This window comes from Actinacidiphila glaucinigra (assembly GCF_035918135.1).
Lineage (GTDB): Bacteria > Actinomycetota > Actinomycetes > Streptomycetales > Streptomycetaceae > Actinacidiphila > Actinacidiphila glaucinigra.
On the sequence record NZ_CP109144.1, the window covers coordinates 4,721,759 to 4,738,857 of the forward strand.

The following is a 17,099-nucleotide window of genomic DNA, read 5'->3' on the forward strand; positions in this document are numbered from 1 at the left end:
CCTCGTCCACCATGGTAGTTACGTACGGCGTACGTAGTGCGGTATGGTGCGACGCATGGAAACCACGTACGCTGTACTGAGTGAGGGCCTGGAGAAGGGCTTCGGTGAGGTGCGCGCCCTGCGGGGGCTGGACCTGGCGGTGCCGGCGGGGCGCGTCTGCGGGCTCCTCGGGCCGAACGGGGCGGGGAAGACCACGGCCGTGCGCCTGCTGACCACGCTGCTCGTCCCCGACGCGGGCACCGCGCGGGTCGTCGGGCACGACGTGGTGCGGGAGCCGGCCGCGGTGCGCCGTGCCATCGGCGTCACTGGTCAGGAGGCCTCCGTGGACGAGGAGCTGTCCGGCCGGGAGAACCTGCGGCTGTTCGCCCGGCTGCAACGGCTGCGCGGCGCCCCCGGGCGGGCGCGGGTGGACGAACTCCTCGCCGGGGCCGGTCTGGAGGGGGCCGCCGACCGGCCGGTGCGCGGCTATTCGGGGGGCATGCGGCGGCGCCTCGACCTCGCGGTGAGCCTCCTCGCCCGGCCCCGGGTGCTCTTCCTCGACGAGCCCACCACCGGGCTCGACCCGATCGCGCGGGAGGGCGTCTGGCGGGCGGTGCGCGCGCTCGCCGACGAGGGCACGACGGTGCTGCTGACGACGCAGTACCTGGAGGAGGCCGACCGGCTGGCCGACGACATCGCCCTGGTGGACGGGGGCCGGGTCACCGCCCGCGGCACCCCGGCCGAGCTCAAGGCCCGCATCGGCTCCTCCGCGGAGGTCGTGGTGGGCGAGGCCGAGGCGGTGGCCGGCGCGGCCGTCGTCCTGCGGTCGCTGACAGGCGCCGAGCCGGTGCTGGACCACGGGCGGCGCACGGTCGGCGTGGTGAGCGACGACCCGGCGCTGACCTTGCCGCGCATCGTGCTCGCCCTGGACGCCGCCGGTGTCCCGCTGGTGGACGCGAGCCTGCGCCCGCCCACCCTCGACGAGGTGTTCCACCGGCTGACCGGCGGCGGCGCGCCACTTCCCCCCGCCCCGTCCACCGCCCCCGTGAAGGAGGAGGCCGCATGACCGCGCTCGCGCGACGAGGGGACGCAGGTGCCCTGGCCGATGGGCTGGCGCTGCTCGGCCGCCATCTGCTGCGAGTGCGCCGGGCCCCGGGGCTGTTCGTGCTCACCCAGGCGATGCCGCTGATCCTGCTGCTCTTCTTCGGCTACGTCTTCGGCAGCGCGCTCACCCTCCCCGGGGACGGCGGGTACCGCTCCTACCTGCTGCCGGGGCTGTTCACCGCGGTCGCCGCCGGCGGGCTCATGACCGGGATGATGCAGGCCGCGCAGGACGCGCAGCGCGGGGTGGCCGACCGCTTCCGCACCCTGCCGATCAGCAGGGCCGCGGTGCCGCTCGGGCAGGCGGCCGCCGATGTGCTGGTCACCGCCGCCGGGCTGATACCGCTCGCCCTGGTGGGATGGGCCGTGGGCTGGCGCGTGGAGGCGGGGGCGGGCCCGCTGCTGGGCGCGTACGGCCTGCTGCTGCTCTTCCGCTTCGCCACCTGCTGGGCCGGGATCCACCTCGGGCTGCTGCTGCGCGACGAGGAGGCGGCGGCGCAACTCGGGAGCGCGACCTTCGTCCTGCAACTGGTCTCCGGCGCCTACGTTCCCACCTCCGGCATGACCGGCTGGCTGCGCGCCGTCGCCGAGTGGAATCCGCTCAGCGCGGTGGCCGCCGCGTGCCGCGGGCTCTTCGGCGGACCGGCCGCCCGGCTCGCCGACTCCCCGGGCGCGGCCTGGCCCATGGTCCATCCGGTCGCGGCCTCGGTGGGCTGGTCGCTGGTGCTGCTCGCGGTCTTCGTCCCGTCGGCGATACGGCGGTACGCACGTGGGGGGCGCTGACCGGGGCCGACGAGTAACCTGATTCGCGGGGGACACGGGGGCCGTACTCCGGAGGTCTCGATGGACGTCCCGGTGCCGTTCGGCCGGTTTCTCCTCGCACCGCCCGCCCCCGAGGGGGCCGCCGCCCGCCCCGAGAACCCGTCCCCGCCGGGCATGCTCCCGAGGCCGCCCTGCCGTCCCGCCCGCCCCTCCCGTGCCGGCCCCGAGCCCCGGCAGGCAGCCGGTCCGCTCCACCGCTTCCCGTGACCCCGTGAGCGGCGTTCGCCGAGTGGGAAGAACAAGAAGAGGGTGAGCGGAGCGTAACGTGCGGGCGGATACGGAGTGGCTGGCCATGGGGACTCCCGAGGAACGCGTGGACGCGGGCGTGGCGGACGCCGTCACGTTGCTCCTCGACGCCCATGGGAGCCTGCTGACCTGGCCCCCGGCCGCCGAGCGGCTGCTCGGCCGGCGGGCGGCGGACGTCATCGGCACCCCCGCGGTGCAGCTGCTCGCCCCGGAGGACGCGGCGCGGCCGCCGGAGATCACCGAGCGCTGCAGCACCGAGGGCGGCTGGACGGGGGTGCTGCGGCTCCGCCGCGACGACGGCATGAGGGTCACGCTGGGTGTACGGGTGGCCGGGCTCCCGGAGGGCATCGGCGGCTCGTCCGCCCGCTGGATGGTCCTGGCGGCTGAGTCCCGCAGCACCGCCCGCTCGGCGGCGTCGGGGATGACCCCGGCGATGATGGAGCGGATCGTCGGCCAGACGCCGATCGGGCTGGCCGTGGTCGACACCGAACTGCGCTGCGTCTGGTCGAACGCGGCACTGGAGCGCTTCGGCGGCGGTCCCTCCCAGGAGCGGCTGGGGCGGCGGCTCGCGGAGATCCAGCCGGGCCTGAACGCCACGGTCCTGGAGGCGCAGATGCGCCAGGTCCTGGAGACGGGCGTGCCGGTGATCGACTACGAGCACGTGGGGCGGTTCCGCACCGACCCGCGCCGCGAGCAGGCCCATTCGATGTCCTTCGTACGGCTGGAGGACGAGCGCGGCGTCCCGGTGGGCGTCTGCTACTCCGTGGTCGACATCAGCGACCGCTGGCGGGCCCGGAAGCGGCTGTCGCTGCTGGACCGGGCCAGTGAGCACATCGGCCGCACCCTGGACGTGATGCACACCGCGCAGGACCTGGCGGACGTGGTCGTGCCCGACCTCGCCGACTACGTGGCCGTCGAGTTGCTGGAGTCGGTCATCAAGGGAGCGGAGCCGCAGGCCGGCCCGCTGGGCGACGCGGTCGCCGTGCCGCTGCGCCGTGCCGGGATGCGGTCGGCGCGGCAGGGCGAGCCCGAGCCCGCGTTCGGGATCGGGGCGGTCTCCGCCTACCTGGAGGACACCCCGCCGATCCGGTCCCTGACCGACGGCACCTCCTGGATCAGCTCCCGGCTGGATCCGCTGGGGCTGGAGTGGGCCGCCGGCCCGGCCGGCGCCCGGGCGCTCCACTTCGGCGAACTCGGGCTGCACACGGCGATGGTGGTGCCGATCCGCGCCCGCGGGGTCACCCTCGGCGTGACCCTCTTCTTCCGGGTGCGCCGCGCCGACCCCTTCGACGGGGAGGACCTGCGCCTGGCGGAGGAGGTCGTGGCCAGGGCCGCGGTCTGCCTGGACAACGCGCGCCGCTACACCCGTGAGCGGGACGCGGCCCTTGTGCTGCAGCGCAGCCTGCTGCCGCACACCTTCCCCCCGCAGGACGCGGTGGAGGTCGCCACCTACTACCGGCCGGCGGACGAGCTGTCGGGCGTGGGAGGCGACTGGTTCGACGTCATCCCGCTGTCCGGGGCACGCATCGCGCTGGTGGTGGGAGAGGTGGTGGGCCACGGCATCGAGGCCGCCGCGACGATGGGCCAGTTGCGCACGGCGGTGCGGACCCTGGCCGACCTCGACCTGCCGCCGGAGGAACTGCTGGCGCACCTGGACGACCTGGTCGTCCAGGTCTCGCGGGAGGCCGGGGAGTCCGCGACCGTCGGGGTCGGCGGCAGTGCCCTGGGATCGAGCTGCCTGTACGTGACGTACGACCCGGTCAGCAGGCACTGCGTCATGGCCAGCGCCGGGCACCTGCCGCCCGCCGTGCTCCGGCCCGCCGGCGAGCGGTGCGGGGCCGAGGGCGGGGAGGCCGTTCACTTCCCCGAGCTGCCCATCGGTCCCGCGCTGGGCCTGGGCGGGCTGCCCTTCGAGGCCACCGAGTTGCAGATGGAGGAGGGCAGCGTCCTCGCGCTGTACACGGACGGCCTGGTCGCCCCGGTGGAGGGCGTGGACGAGGGGCAGGACAGCGGGCGGAGCCGGCTGCGGGCGGCCCTGGAGGCCGAGGAAGTGTCGCTGGACGCGCTGTGCCGCGGCGTCGTCGACGAGCTGGCCCCGGCCCGCCCGCACGACGATGTGGCGCTGCTGCTGGCCAGGACCCGGTGCCTGGACATCGGCCGGGTCGCCTCCTGGGACCTGGCCACCGACCCCGCGGTCGTGGGCCGGGCCCGCGAGCTGTCGACCCGGCAGCTGGAGGACTGGGGTCTGGGCGATCTCGCGTTCACCACCGAACTGGTCGTCAGCGAGCTGGTCACCAACGCGATCCGGCACGGTTCCGGTCCGATCCGCCTCCGGTTGATCCTGGAGCGTGCGCTGATCTGCGAGGTCTCCGACGCCAGCAGCACCTCGCCGCATCTGCGGCACCCCCGCACGACGGACGAGGGCGGTCGCGGGCTGTTCCTGATCTCGCAGTTCGCCCAGCGGTGGGGCACCCGCTACACCGACGACGGGAAGATCATCTGGGCCGAGCAGTTCCTCGACGGGCACGGCCCCGACGTCGGTGTGGACATCGGCATCGGCTTCGACGCGGTCACCATGAGCGGACCGGCCTGACGCCGGACTCCGCCGCTCGCTCTCCTTCGTTCACCTGTACGCCCCGGCACCGTCGCCGGGGCGTCGTGCTGTGAGTCGGAGGTCCAAAAGGTCCAGACCTATTGACCATCTGGTCCAGACCTTTCTACCCTGCCAGGGAACTGTGGTGGGCATGACATGAGTCAATCGCCCGCCAGGCGGCACTGGTATCCCCGTCGGCCCCCCACTCGAGGAGCACCCCTTGAGCACTGGAGACACCCCACGCACTCCACGCACCAGACGCATCAGGACCACAGCCGCCGCGGGGCTCACCGCGCTGCTGCTCCCGTTCGCGGCGCTCGTCGGCCTGGCCACGCCGGCCCATGCCGCGGGTACCACCGCCACGTACACCAAGACCCAGGACTGGGGCACGGGGTTCGAGGGCAAGTGGACGGTCACCAACGGCGGTTCGTCGCCCATCAGCAGCTGGACCGTCGAGTGGGACTTCCCCTCCGGCACGGCGGTGACCTCGGCGTGGGACGCGGACGTCACCGGCTCCGGCACCCACTGGACCGCCAAGAACAAGAGCTGGAACGGCACGCTGGCCCCGGGCGCCAGCATCAGCTTCGGCTTCAACGGCTCCGGCAGCGGCAGCCCGAGCGGCTGCAAGCTCAACGGCGGCTCCTGCACCGGCGGTGGCGGCGGTGACCCGACGCCCACACCCACACCCACCCCGACCCCGACGCCCACGCCGACGCCGACGCCGACCCCCACCGGCCCCGCGGGGAGCAAGATCCGCCTCGGCTACTTCGCCGAGTGGGGCGTCTACGGCCGCAACTACCACGTCAAGAACCTGGTCACCTCCGGCTCGGCGAGCAAGCTGACCCACATCAACTACGCCTTCGGCAACGTCACCAACGGCCAGTGCGCGATCGGCGACTCCTACGCCGACTACGACAAGGCCTACACCGCCGACCAGAGCGTCGACGGCGTCGCCGACACCTGGGACACCGGCGCCCTGCGCGGGAGCTTCAACCAGCTGCGCAAGCTGAAGAAGCAGTACCCGAACATCAAGATCCTCTGGTCGTTCGGCGGCTGGACCTGGTCCGGCGGCTTCGGCCAGGCGGCCGCCAACCCGACGGCCTTCGCCAACTCCTGCTACAACCTGGTCGAGGACCCGCGCTGGGCCGACGTCTTCGACGGCATCGACATCGACTGGGAGTACCCCAACGCCTGCGGTCTGTCCTGCGACACCAGCGGGGCCTCGTCCTTCAAGACGCTGATGTCCGCGCTGCGGACCAGGTTCGGCTCCAACAACCTGGTCACCGCGGCCATCACCGCCGACGGCACCAACGGCGGCAAGATCGACGCCGCCGACTACGCGGGCGCCGCCCAGTACGTGAACTACTACAACGTGATGACGTACGACTACTTCGGCGCCTTCGACGCGGACGGCCCGACCGCCCCGCACTCCCCGCTCACCTCCTACAGCGGCATCCCGATCGCCGGCTTCTACTCCGACGCGGCGATCCAGAAGCTGAGGAGCAAGGGCATCGCGTCGAACAAGCTCAACCTGGGAATCGGCTTCTACGGCCGCGGCTGGACCGGCGTCACCCAGTCCGCTCCGGGCGGCTCCGCGACCGGCGCCGCTCCGGGCACCTACGAGGCGGGCAACGAGGACTACAAGGTCCTCAAGAGCACCTGCCCGGCCACCGGCACCGTCGCGGGCACCGCGTACGCGCACTGCGGCAACAACTGGTGGAGCTACGACACCCCGTCGACCATCGCGGGCAAGATGGCCTACGTGAAGAACCAGGGCCTCGGCGGCGCGTTCTTCTGGGAGTTCAGCGGCGACACCGGCAACGGTGAGCTGATCACCGCGATCAACAACGGTCTGAGCTAGCGAGTCGGGAGCCCGGACGTACTACGGGCCGGAGGGGCGGGTTCGTGACCGCTCCTCCGGCCCGGTCGCGTCCGGAGCGCGTCAGCCGGTGGCGCAGGGCGCGCCGTCGAGGGTGAAGCCCGAAGGCGGGGAGGTGGCTCCGTACCGGGTGCCGACCAGGCCGAAGGTGACCGATTCGCCCGCCCGCACCGACCGGTTGTAGTCCTTGGCCCGGGCGGTGACCGTCCCGCCGCGCTGGAAGAAGTCGGCGTCCCACATCTGCGTCACCCGCCGGCCGTCGGGGTACCGCCAGCCGACCGTCCAGTCGCGGAGGTCCTTGCGGGACGTCAGGGTGACCGAGGCCTGGAAGCCGTCGTACCAGCGGTTGGTCACCTCGTAGGCGATCGTGCAGGACGGCGGCGCCTTCACCGGCGCGTCCCGCACAGGCGGTGCGGCGGAGGACGGCGTGTGGCGGGCGGCGGGGATGGTGTGCTCGGCGGCCGAGGGCACGATCTCCTCGGGGAGCGGCGCGCTCCCGGAGGGCTCGGGAGCCCCGGAGGCGCCGGACGCGCCCGGTGAGCGCAGCGGGGGGAATCCGGGACCGTCCGGGGCGGCGCCGTCGTTGCCGCCCTGGGCCGTCGGCGCGGCCTGGACGGACCGGGGGGCGGAGTCGTCGGCGGTGACCAGGACCGTCCCGCAGACCACGGCGGCCAGCACCGCGACGGCGGCGGTCACGGCGGCCCTGCCACGGGGTGTCCGGGTCGGCGTCCACGCCGTGCGGGCGGCACGGGCGGCACGCCGCGACGGCCGGGGTGGAACGGCTCCCCGTCCGGCCGCCCGGCGCCGGGCCTCCAGGTAGGCGGCACCCGCCCAGCCCAGCACCCCTTCGGCCAGCGCCGCTGCCGGGCCGCCGCCGAACGGGGTCAGGCACACGGCGGCCCGCGCGCAGTCGGCGCACCCGCGCAGGTGCCGGCGCAGGTCCTCGGGCGCCGCCGCGACGGGCATCCGGGTGGCCGCGTCCAGCAGCCGGGCGTACCCCTGGCACTCGTCGGAGGGCGGTTCCTCCTGGTGGGCGCGCAGGCAGCGGTCGCGGAAGTCCTCGCGGGCCCGGTCGATCTCCCGTTCCGCGGCGGAGGCGTCGACGCCCAGCACGCGGGCGGTCACGGCCACGGGGCGGCACTCGACCTCGGTGGACCACAGCAGTGCCGCGTCCGCCTCCGCCATGTCCCGCAGCCCGCGCAGGGCCAGCGGCTCCGGGCGCGGTGCCCTGCCCCGGCGTGCGGCACGTTCCGCGTTGAGCCAGATGCGGAACTCCGGATGCAGGCTGTCCCCCTCGCCCCGGGCCTGCCAGTCCGCGGCGGTGTCCCGTACGGCGGTCAGCAGCAGCGGCAGCAGGGGCAGCGGCAGCGGTCCCGGTACGACCGCGGGGTCCATCACGTCGGGCACCTGGTCCAGGCCGCGTTCGAACGCGTCGGCGGCCAGGCGTCCGCCGTCCTCGGGGGAGAGCGTGCACAGCTGGGCGAAGCACAGCGCTTCCGCCCAGTACTCGGACAGCGGTACGGCCTCGGGGACCGGGGCTGCGGCAGTCATCGGGCGGTGAACCAACCTTCGGCGTCGGGAGGCGGTTGCGCCTGCGCCTTGTGGTGCCGGGAGCCTTTCACGGTTTCCACACAAGTAGCAAGGCGTGACTTCGTTTGCCGAAGGGGCAGTTGGGGCGCGAACACGGCTGTGCGCTTCTGCGCGGCCGTGAACGCCGCGGAGCGGTTCGCCGCCCCGGAATCAGCCGCGGACGGTGACCGAGCGGGGGTCGAAGCCGTACGGGAGCTCGAGGCGGTGGGCGCGCATCAGGGCGTCGTCGGAGAGGAGTTCCTGGGTGCGGCCGTCGGCGACGACGGTGCCGCCGCTGAGGACGACCGAGCGCGGGCACAGCTCCAGGGCGTACGGCAGGTCGTGGGTGACCATCAGGACCGTGACGTCCAGGGAGCGCAGGATGTCGGCGAGTTCGCGACGGGAGGCGGGGTCCAGGTTGGAGGAGGGCTCGTCCAGGACGAGGATCTCCGGCTCCATGGCGAGGACGGTCGCCACCGCCACGCGGCGCCGCTGGCCGAACGACAGATGGTGCGGCGGCCGGTCGGCGAACTCCGCCATGCCGACACGTTCCAGCGCCTTGTGGACGCAGGCCTCCAGTTCGGCGCCGCGCAGACCGGCGGCGGCCGGGCCGAAGGCGACGTCCTCGCGGACGGTGGGCATGAAGAGCTGGTCGTCCGGGTCCTGGAAGACGATGCCGACCCGGCGCCTGACCTCCGCCACGTGCTTGCGGTCGCCGACCGGGAGCCCGGCGACGGTCACGGAGCCCGCCCCGGCCTCGAGGATGCCGTTGAGGTGCAGCACGAGGGTGGTCTTGCCGGCGCCGTTGGGGCCGAGGAGGGCGACCCGCTCGCCCCGGGCGATGGTCAGGTCGACGCCGAACAGGGCCTGGTGGCCGTCGGGATAGGCGTAGGCGAGGCCCTTGACCTCGAGCGAAGCAGTCACAGGAACCATCCCATCAGACAGACCAGCAGCGCGGCGGCAGGGAGGGCGGCGGCGTACGACCACTGGGCGCGCGAGGCCGTCACGTCGTCGATCACCGGCATGCTGCCGGCGTAGCCGCGGCTGACCATCGCCAGGTGGACGCGTTCGCCGCGCTCGTAGGAGCGGATGAACAGGGCGCCCGCGGACTTGGCGAGCACGCCCCAGTGGCGCGGGCCGCGCGCCTCGAAACCGCGCGAGACGCGGGCGATGCGCATCCGGCGCATCTCGTCGGTGATGACGTCCCCGTACCGGATCATGAACGAGGCGATCTGCACCAGCAGTGCCGGCAGCCGCAACCGCTGGAGGCCGAGGATGAGTTCGCGCAGTTCGGTGGTGGAGGCCAGCAGCACGGACGCGGCGACGCCGAGGGTGCCCTTGGCGAGGATGTTCCAGGCGCCCCACAGGCCGTGCACGCTCAGGGACAGGCCCAGCACCTCGGTGCGCGGGCCCTCGGCGACGAACGGCATGAGGACGGCGAAGGCGACGAAGGGCACCTCGATCAGCAGCCGCCGCAGCAGGAACCCGGCCGGGACGCGCGCCACAGCGGCGACCGTGGCCAGCAGCACCGCGTACAGGCCGAAGGCCCACACCGCGGAGCGCGGTGTGGACACGACGACCAGGACGAAGCAGAAGACGGCGGCGAGCTTGCACTGCGGGGGCAGTGCGTGAACCGGCGAGTGCCCGTGCCGGTAGAGCCGGTGTGCGTGCCCCGCGCCCACGGTCAGCCCTCGTCCGCGCGCGGCCGGCGGCGGACGACCCAGAAGACGCCGGTGCCGAGCACGAGGGTGGCGCCGACGCCGATCACACCGGCGAGGCCGCTGGAGAGCCGGGCGTCGCCGACGTCCTTGGTCTGGTAGTCCGCCAGCGGGGAGTCCTTGGCCGCGTGGTCCTCGACCTTCTTGTCGATGCCGTGGTCGGCGGCGACCTTCTCCAGCCCGTCCGGGCTGGCCGAGGCGTAGTAGCTGACGAATCCGGCGAGCACCAGGGCGGCGATCAGGCCGGCGATCCACAGCGGCCGTACGCCGCCGCGCTTCGGGGTGTCGGTCACGGCCGCCATCAGACGGTCGCCTCCTTGAGCTCCAGCGGGCGGCGCAGGTCACGGGCGCCGTGGACGAGGTCGGGGCGGACGGCGATGACGGCGCCCACCGTCGCGGCGGTGATCACCGCCTCACCGATGCCGATCAGGACGTGCACGCCGACCATGGCGGTGAAGACCTTGCCGAGCGCGACGTCGGTCGTCCCGCCCAGCGCGTAGATCCCGGTGAAGGCGACCGCCGCGGCCGGGACGGAGACCAGGGCCGCGACGAAGGCCGCGCCCGTCACCCCGCCGCGCCCGTTCGGCAGCACCTTGACCAGTGCGCGGAACAGGGCGTACGCGACGACCACGGTCACGATCGCCATGTCGGTGATGTTCACGCCGAGGGCGGTGAGGCCGCCGTCGGCGAAGAGCACGCCCTGGATGAGCAGGACGACGGACACGCACAACACCCCTGTATAGGGGCCGACGAGTATCGCCGCGAGCGCGCCGCCGAGGAGGTGACCGCTGGTGCCGGCGGCCACCGGGAAGTTGAGCATCTGGACGGCGAAGATGAACGCCGAGACGAGCCCGGCCAGCGGCGCGGTGCGCTCGTCCAGTTCGCGTCGCGCACCGCGCAGGCTCACGGCCACGGCTGCGGCCGCGACGGCACCGGCCGCCACCGACACCGGGGCGTCGATGAATCCGTCGGGTACATGCATGGAGAGCTCCGCTCCGGGGTCGCATCGGAAGTCGAACGCTCAATCATAGAGTCCTATTGCGACAGACTTGCAAGAGCCTGTCAGGTGCTGGAGCGCATACCCCGCGTATGTCCGTTCGTGCTTCATCCCCGCTTCATCCGCGCTTGCGGTCCCCGGTCAGCCCAGCGGGCGCCCCGCCCGCAGATTCCAGCGTCCGGACCGCCCGCTGAATTCCGTCGCCGTCAGCGGGGGCACGTCGATCCGCCAGAAGGACGCCTCGGGCGCACCCAGGGCCCGTACCGCGCAGGCCCGGACGATCTCCGGTTCGACGACGGCGAGCACCCGGCCCGGCGTGGCGGCGAGCCCGTCGAGCCAGCCGCCGACGCGGGCGCACAGCTCGCGCAGCGACTCGGCGTCGTGCGGCGCGGCGTCCGGGTCGGAGAGCCAGGCGGCCACCGCGTCCGGCTCCTCGGCGCTCACCTCGGCCAGGGTGCGTCCCCGCCAGCGGCCCAGTGCCCAGCCCGCGGGCGCCGTCTCCTCGGCGGCCAGGCCGAGCGCCTCCGCGGTCGCGCGGCAGCGCACCGTGGGCGAGACGGACACCGGTACCGCGGAGGGCAGCGAACCGGCCAACGCGCGGGCGGTGCCGAGCGCGTGCGCGTTCGGCGGCACGTCGTCGTCGAAACGCGCCTCGCGCAGCGCCGCGTTCACCACCGGTGAGATCAACGTCACCCGGGTCGTCATGCACCCTCCTCGCCCTCCGGCGACCCCGTGGAATCGCCAACTGCCGCTTCACATCCGGCCTGTCGGTCGCACCGATGGGGCTCCCGCGCATGCCGGGGCATGAACGCGCGCCCTTGGCCGGATCACCGGATCGCGGTACCGTCACGACGACATTCACGACGACACGGCGGAAGTCCGGTGCAATTCCGGCACGGTCGCGCCACTGTAAGCCCAGCCCAGCGCCAGGCGAGTCAGACCCGCAGTCGTCCGACAGAGCTCCACCGACCGGGACGCGAGTTCCCACCAGGAGGTCATGCCATGGCGCAGTCCGCCGCCTCGCCGGCCATCGCCCCTTCCGCCACCCCCGTGACGCTGCCGATCAGGGCGATCCTGCCCTGGGCGGTCTTCTTCGGCGTCCTGATGCTGGTCCTGCTCTACTTCGTGGGTGCCGAGCAGGGGGCCACGTCCCTCATGTCCGGTGAGAACGTCCACGAGTGGCTGCACGACGGGCGCCACCTGCTCGGCTTCCCCTGCCACTGACAGGGGCGCCGCACCGATGAACCCCGTCAACTCCGTCACCGTCAGACAACTGCTGGTGCGGGGCATGCTGGCCGGCCTCGCCGCCGGCGCGCTCGCCCTGGTCGTCGCCTACCTGCTGGGCGAGTCCCGGGTCGACGCCGCCATCGCGTTCGAGGAGTCGCACGCCCACGAGCACGGCGGCGCCGAACCGGTCAGCCGTGCCCTGCAGTCCACCGCCGGTCTGGCCACCGGCCTCCTCGTGTACGGCGTGGCGCTGGGCGGCATCGCCGCCCTCGCCTACTGCTTCGCCCTCGGGCGGATCGGCCGCTTCGGCGCCCGGCCCACGGCGATGCTGCTGTCGGCCGCGGCGCTCGTCGCGGTCTACGTCGTGCCCTTCCTGAAGTACCCCGCCAACCCGCCGGCCGTCGGCGACCCCGACACCATCGGCAAACGCACCACGCTGTACTTCCTGATGATGCTGCTCAGCGTGCTGCTCGCGATCGCCACCGTGATCCTCGGCAGGCGCCTCGCGCCGCGCCTGGGCAACTGGTACGCGACCGTGGCCGCCGGCGTCTTCCTCGTCGTGACCGTGGGGCTCGCGTACGCGCTCCTGCCCGGGATCAACGAGGTGCCGGAGCACTTCCCGGCGGGGCTGCTGTGGCAGTTCCGTCTGGCGGCGCTGGCGATCCAGCTGACGCTGTGGACCTCCTTCGGGCTGGTCTTCGGCCACCTGGCCGGACGTCTGCTGGAACCGGCCCCGGCCGCCTCCTCCGCGGGGCGCGGCTCCGTGGGCGCGGGCACGGCGGCCTCCGTCTAGCGTCGCGGGCCGGGCCCGCCGTACCGTCCACGACCGCCCGTACGACGCTCAGCGCGTCGTGCGGGCGGTCGCGTGTGCGGAGGAGATGAGCGCGTGCAGCCGCTCCGCCGCGGCGCGGCCGAAGGCGGGGTCGTTGATGTGCGTGTCGTGCTCGGCGATCTCCACCCGGCTGCCGCGCAGCTCCTCGCGGAGGGTGCGGAACAGCACCCCGTCCACCGCCCGGTCGTGGTAGAGCCCGCCCGGCGCCCCGAGGGTGGACAGCCCGCGCAGCGGCAGCAGGAGCGTGGCCGGACCGGTGGCCCCGCGCAGCTTCGCGGCGACCTGACGGCCGAGTTCGGCGCACTCGGCGGCGGAGGTGCGGATCACGGTCACCGACGGGTTGTGTACGTGGACGTGACGGGCCCGGAAGCGGTCCGGCAGCGAGGCGAGCGGGCCGAACTTGACCATGTCGAGCGCCCCCGGGCTCACCACCTGCGGCAGCCCGGCGCGGCCCGCGGCGCGCAGCCGGTCGGGCCCCGCGCCGAAGGCACCGCCCACCAGCTCGTCGGCGAGCTCGCTGAGCGTCAGGTCGAGCACCCCGCTGAACATGCCCTCCCCGGCGAGCGACTCCAGGGAGCGGCCGCCGGAGCCCACGGAGTGGAAGACCAGTACCTCGTAGCCGAGTTCTGTGAGCCGCGCCCGGGCGGCGTCGACCCCGGGGGTCGTCACCCCCGCCATGCTCGCCGCCACCAGCGGCCGGTCGCCGGCGGACGGGGCGGGCGCCCCGGCGAAGCCCCTGGCCATCCCGGCGATCGCGTCGGCCGCGTTCGCCAGGATCGGCGCCGACACCCGGTTGACGCCCGCGATGTCGACGACGCTGTACATCATGGCGATGTCGGTCGTGCCGACGTACGCGGAGACGTCGCCCGCGGCCATCGAGGAGACCATCAGTTTCGGCACGCCCAGCGGCAGCTCCCGCATCGCGCGGGTGGCGATCGAGGTGCCGCCGCTGCCCCCGATGGCCAGCACGCCGTGCAGCCTGCCCTCGTCGTGCAGCCGGCGCACCACCCGGGCCGCCCCCTCGGCCATGGCCGTCACCGCGGCGCCGCGGTCGCCCGCTCTGCGCAGCCGTTCGGCGTCCGCACCCGCGGCGGAGGCCACGACGGAGCGGGGGATGTCGGGGGCCACGAGGGGCTCGCCGGCCACGCCCGCGTCGATCAGCACGACCTCGACGGCGCCGCGCAGGAGGCGGTCCCGCAGCCAGCCGTACTCCGTGCCCTTGGTGTCCAGCGTTCCCAGCAGCGCAACCACCGGCATGGACACCAGTGTTGGGGCCGGAGCCGGAAGTGACAAGGCCTCATGACGGGGGCACGGGACGCAGCAGCAGGAGCGCGGTGTCGTCGGTGCGGTCGGTGGCCCGGCCGTCGTGGTGGACGAGGACCTCGGCGAGTTCGTCCAGTGGGAGCCTGCCCCGGGAGGACAGGGTCACGGCCAGGGCGGCGATGGCCTCGTCCAGGTCGCCGCCGGGGGTCTCGATGAGCCCGTCGGTGTAGAGCGCGAGGACCGCGCCGCGGGGCAGCGTCATCGTGCTGGTGGGGTACTCGGCGTCCGGGTCGATGCCGAGCAGCAGCCCGGTAGGCCGGCTCAGGATGTCGGTGCGGCCGTCGGGGAAGCGCAGCAGGGCCGGCGGGTGGCCCGCGGAGGCCATCCGCAGGACGCCCTCGGTGAGTTGGATATGGGCGTAGAGGCAGCTGGTGAAGAGCCCGGTGTCGAGTTCGTCCAGCAGCCGGTTGGTGCGGGACAGCACCTGGTCGGGGGAGGCGCCGGCGGTGGCGTGCGCGTGCACCGCGGTGCGCACCTGGCCCATCAGGGCGGCGGCGTTGACGTTGTGGCCCTGGACGTCGCCGATGACGGCGGCGACGCAGGTGTCGTCCAGCCGGATCAGGTCGTAGAAGTCGCCGCCGACCTCCATGCCGGTGGTCGCGGGCAGGTAGCGGGCGGCGACCTCCAGTCCGGGCAGGGAGGGCAGGGTGTGGGGCAGCAGCCCCGACTGCAGGCTGTGCGCGAGGTGGTGCTTGGCGTCGTAGATCCGCGCCCGGTCCAGGGCCTGGGCGATCAGCCCGCTGAGCGAGGTCAGCGCGGCCCTTTCGTCGGCGGGGAAGGAACGCTCCCGGGCGAACGCGAGGACGCAGGCGCCCACGGGGCGGCCGGAGGCGATCAGCGGCAGGAAGGCCCAGGCCGCCATGTCCGACAGCAGTTCCAGGCCCTGGTAGGCCCGGACGAGGTCCTCGGGGGAACCGTAGAAGCTGGGGACGCCGGTGTTCAGGGCCCGGGTCGCCGGGAGGTGCGCGGTCAGCGCGGTGCCGTCCAGGGCCGCCATGACCTCGGGCCGGTAGCCGCGGTCGCCGATGACGCGCAGCCGGCCGCCCTCCGCGACGCACAGGACGAAGGCGTCGGCGCCGATCGCGGCCGGGAAGAGGTCCGCGACCAGCCGCACGACGTCGTCCACGCCGACGGCCTCGGTGAGGGCCGTCGCGAGGTGCATCAGGTGGTAGATCGCCCCGATCCGGATCGGCACCGCGGCCTCGTCGTACGGCGCCGCCTGCGGGGAAGGGCCCGCTCCCGCGTCGGTGGGGGAGATCCGCACGCTGACCCCGGTCGCGTCCGGGTAGAGCTGCACGAGCAGCCAGTGGTCGGGCGGCCGCAGGGCGGTGAACGAGACCGGCTGCCCGCTGAGCACGGCGGCGCGGTAGCGGTCTTCGTGGGCGGGGTCCCGCAGCCAGCGCAGGCTCTCCCAGGGGAGGGAGCCCATGAGCCGCTCGGCGGGCACGCCGACGAGTTCCGCCGCGCGGGGACTGACGTAGGTGATCCGCCCGTCGAAGTCGAGCGCGCAGGCCCCCTCGGGCAGCCGCCGGGCCCAGTCCGCCGCCGCGAGGGCCTCGTCCGGGTGCACCGGGACCGCCCGTGCGGTCCGCAGCACCCGCGGCTCGGGCCCGGGCAGGATCGGCTCCCCGCCGGCGCCGGCCCGTACGAGGTGGTCGGAGAGCCGCTCACGGGCCTGCTCCAGCACCGCGCGCTCCGCGGGCGGAGCCTCGGCGGGGCGCGGACGGGACCAGATCAGCACGAGCGTGCCGAGCACGGCGTCGGCGTCGGCGCCGGTGAGCGGGGCGGCGACCATGGACAGGTCGTAGGGCATGACCAGCGCCGTGCGCGGATAGCGGTCGGCCAACTCTTCCCGGGAGCCGACCCGGATCGTCCGGCCCTCCCGTACGGCGTCGGCCACCGGGGTCGACCGCTCCATGGGCAGCCGCGACCAGGGCATCGACAGCTCGCGCGGCGCCCCGGTGATGACCTCCATCCCCAGCGCTCGGCCCTCGGGCATCAGCAGGAAGACCGCGCCGACATGGGCGCCCGTCTCGCGCACCACTTCGGCGAGCACCTGGTCCAGCAGCTCCCGCGCGGGGGCAGTCACCACCATGCGTGGCTCCACCATCGGGCCGACACCACCTACAAGAGGACGATACGCCCCCTCCGCCCCGTCTCCTCCCGCCGGAAGCGGGTGGCGCCCCCCAGGGAACCGGTCAAAGGGAACCGGTCAGGGGGTCGGGACGGTGGGCGTGCCGGCGATCGCGCTGCCGGCCTGTTCGGCGAGGGTGATCGCGACCAGGCGGGCCTGGCGGGAGGGGACGGCGCCGGGGGTGGGCAGCATCATGAAGCGGCCGTGGAAGTGCCCGTTGTGGAAGACGCGGAGTTCGACCTCCTGGTCCGGCGGGCCCAGCGTGTCCGCGTCCCAGGGGCGGCGGCCCAGCATGACGGTGCCGTCCTGCTCCAGCCGAGGCGGGTGCCCGACGAGGGTGCCGTACTCGAACCGGCAGCCCCGCAGGTGCAGCAGACTGACCAGCTGGTCGCGGACGTGGTCGACCACGACGTGCGGGGACACCGCGGACCGGGCGAGCCGCGCCGTCTCGTGGATGCGGGCGAGGTGGTCGGCGTCGGCGACGGCCACGACCGCGACCACCAGCACGAGGGCGACGTGCGTGTCCGACAGCCGGGTGCGAAGGGGCACGAGCACCAGGCACACCAGCGGCGGCAGGAGGAGCCCGGCCGCCGGGGCGCAGCGCGCCGGTCGGGGGAAGCGGGAGGAAGAGCGCGTCATGGTCGTCGCCTCCGTGGGAGGGGCCCGCCCGCCCCGGGGT

13 protein-coding genes and 1 pseudogene are annotated in these 17,099 nt (G+C 74.0%); 6 read left to right on the forward strand and 8 right to left on the reverse strand.

Going from position 1 to position 17,099, the window contains the following annotated elements; all coding sequences use genetic code 11:
* Window positions 1–55: 55 nt before the first annotated feature.
* The 4 genes from OIE69_RS21125 to OIE69_RS21140 all read left to right on the forward strand — a co-directional run bounded on the left by OIE69_RS21125 (window position 56) and on the right by OIE69_RS21140 (window position 6,602).
* A complete protein-coding gene (locus OIE69_RS21125; protein ID WP_326573824.1) occupies window positions 56–1,045 on the forward strand; it encodes an ATP-binding cassette domain-containing protein in 990 nt (329 codons plus the stop codon).
* Window positions 1,042–1,863, forward strand: a complete 822-nt coding sequence (locus tag OIE69_RS21130; protein WP_326573826.1) for an ABC transporter permease — start codon at window positions 1,042–1,044, stop codon at window positions 1,861–1,863. The genes OIE69_RS21125 and OIE69_RS21130 overlap by 4 nt, the downstream gene beginning before the upstream one ends.
* Window positions 1,864–2,194: 331 nt before the next feature.
* On the forward strand, window positions 2,195–4,741 hold the full coding sequence (locus OIE69_RS21135) for a SpoIIE family protein phosphatase (RefSeq protein WP_326573828.1): 2,547 nt from the start codon (window positions 2,195–2,197) through the stop codon (window positions 4,739–4,741).
* Window positions 4,742–4,961: 220 nt separating this feature from the next.
* Complete coding sequence (locus OIE69_RS21140) at window positions 4,962–6,602, forward strand: glycosyl hydrolase family 18 protein (protein ID WP_326573830.1); 1,641 nt, start codon at window positions 4,962–4,964, stop codon at window positions 6,600–6,602.
* An 81-nt stretch (window positions 6,603–6,683) separates the two neighbouring features.
* Here OIE69_RS21140 and OIE69_RS21145 read toward each other — a convergent pair whose 3' ends face one another.
* From OIE69_RS21145 to OIE69_RS21165, 5 genes and pseudogenes are all read right to left on the reverse strand, one after another.
* Window positions 6,684–8,171 (reverse strand): cellulose-binding domain-containing protein, encoded by a 1,488-nt coding sequence (locus OIE69_RS21145; protein ID WP_326573832.1) that lies wholly within the window; start codon window positions 8,169–8,171, stop codon window positions 6,684–6,686.
* A 189-nt stretch (window positions 8,172–8,360) separates the two neighbouring features.
* Window positions 8,361–9,113 (reverse strand): energy-coupling factor ABC transporter ATP-binding protein, encoded by a 753-nt coding sequence (locus OIE69_RS21150; RefSeq protein WP_326573834.1) that lies wholly within the window; start codon window positions 9,111–9,113, stop codon window positions 8,361–8,363.
* On the reverse strand, window positions 9,110–9,871 hold the full coding sequence (gene cbiQ / locus OIE69_RS21155; RefSeq protein WP_326573836.1) for a cobalt ECF transporter T component CbiQ: 762 nt from the start codon (window positions 9,869–9,871) through the stop codon (window positions 9,110–9,112). The genes OIE69_RS21150 and cbiQ overlap by 4 nt, the downstream gene beginning before the upstream one ends.
* A gap of 2 nt (window positions 9,872–9,873) precedes the next feature.
* A pseudogene (locus OIE69_RS21160) lies at window positions 9,874–10,889 on the reverse strand (energy-coupling factor ABC transporter permease).
* A gap of 156 nt (window positions 10,890–11,045) precedes the next feature.
* Window positions 11,046–11,609 carry a histidine phosphatase family protein gene (locus OIE69_RS21165; protein ID WP_326573838.1) on the reverse strand — a complete coding sequence of 188 codons (564 nt, stop codon included), beginning with the start codon at window positions 11,607–11,609 and terminating at the stop codon, window positions 11,046–11,048.
* Between the two features lie 297 nt (window positions 11,610–11,906).
* On the opposite strand from OIE69_RS21165, the gene OIE69_RS21170 reads away from it, so the two are divergent.
* Both OIE69_RS21170 and OIE69_RS21175 read left to right on the forward strand, forming a co-directional pair.
* Window positions 11,907–12,128, forward strand: a complete 222-nt coding sequence (locus OIE69_RS21170; RefSeq protein ID WP_326573840.1) for a CbtB domain-containing protein — start codon at window positions 11,907–11,909, stop codon at window positions 12,126–12,128.
* A 16-nt stretch (window positions 12,129–12,144) separates the two neighbouring features.
* Window positions 12,145–12,924: a CbtA family protein gene (locus OIE69_RS21175; RefSeq protein WP_326573842.1), complete on the forward strand. Its 780-nt coding sequence runs from the start codon at window positions 12,145–12,147 to the stop codon at window positions 12,922–12,924.
* Between the two features lie 48 nt (window positions 12,925–12,972).
* Here OIE69_RS21175 and OIE69_RS21180 read toward each other — a convergent pair whose 3' ends face one another.
* The 3 genes from OIE69_RS21180 to OIE69_RS21190 form a co-directional block, all read right to left on the reverse strand.
* Entirely contained in the window at window positions 12,973–14,220 is a 1,248-nt protein-coding gene (locus OIE69_RS21180; protein WP_326573844.1) for a Tm-1-like ATP-binding domain-containing protein, read from the reverse strand.
* Between the two features lie 40 nt (window positions 14,221–14,260).
* Window positions 14,261–16,381, reverse strand: coding sequence for a SpoIIE family protein phosphatase (locus OIE69_RS21185; protein ID WP_326573846.1), 2,121 nt, complete (start codon window positions 16,379–16,381; stop codon window positions 14,261–14,263).
* A gap of 117 nt (window positions 16,382–16,498) precedes the next feature.
* Window positions 16,499–17,059 (reverse strand): hypothetical protein, encoded by a 561-nt coding sequence (locus OIE69_RS21190; protein WP_326573848.1) that lies wholly within the window; start codon window positions 17,057–17,059, stop codon window positions 16,499–16,501.
* Between the last annotated feature and the right edge of the window lie 40 nt (window positions 17,060–17,099).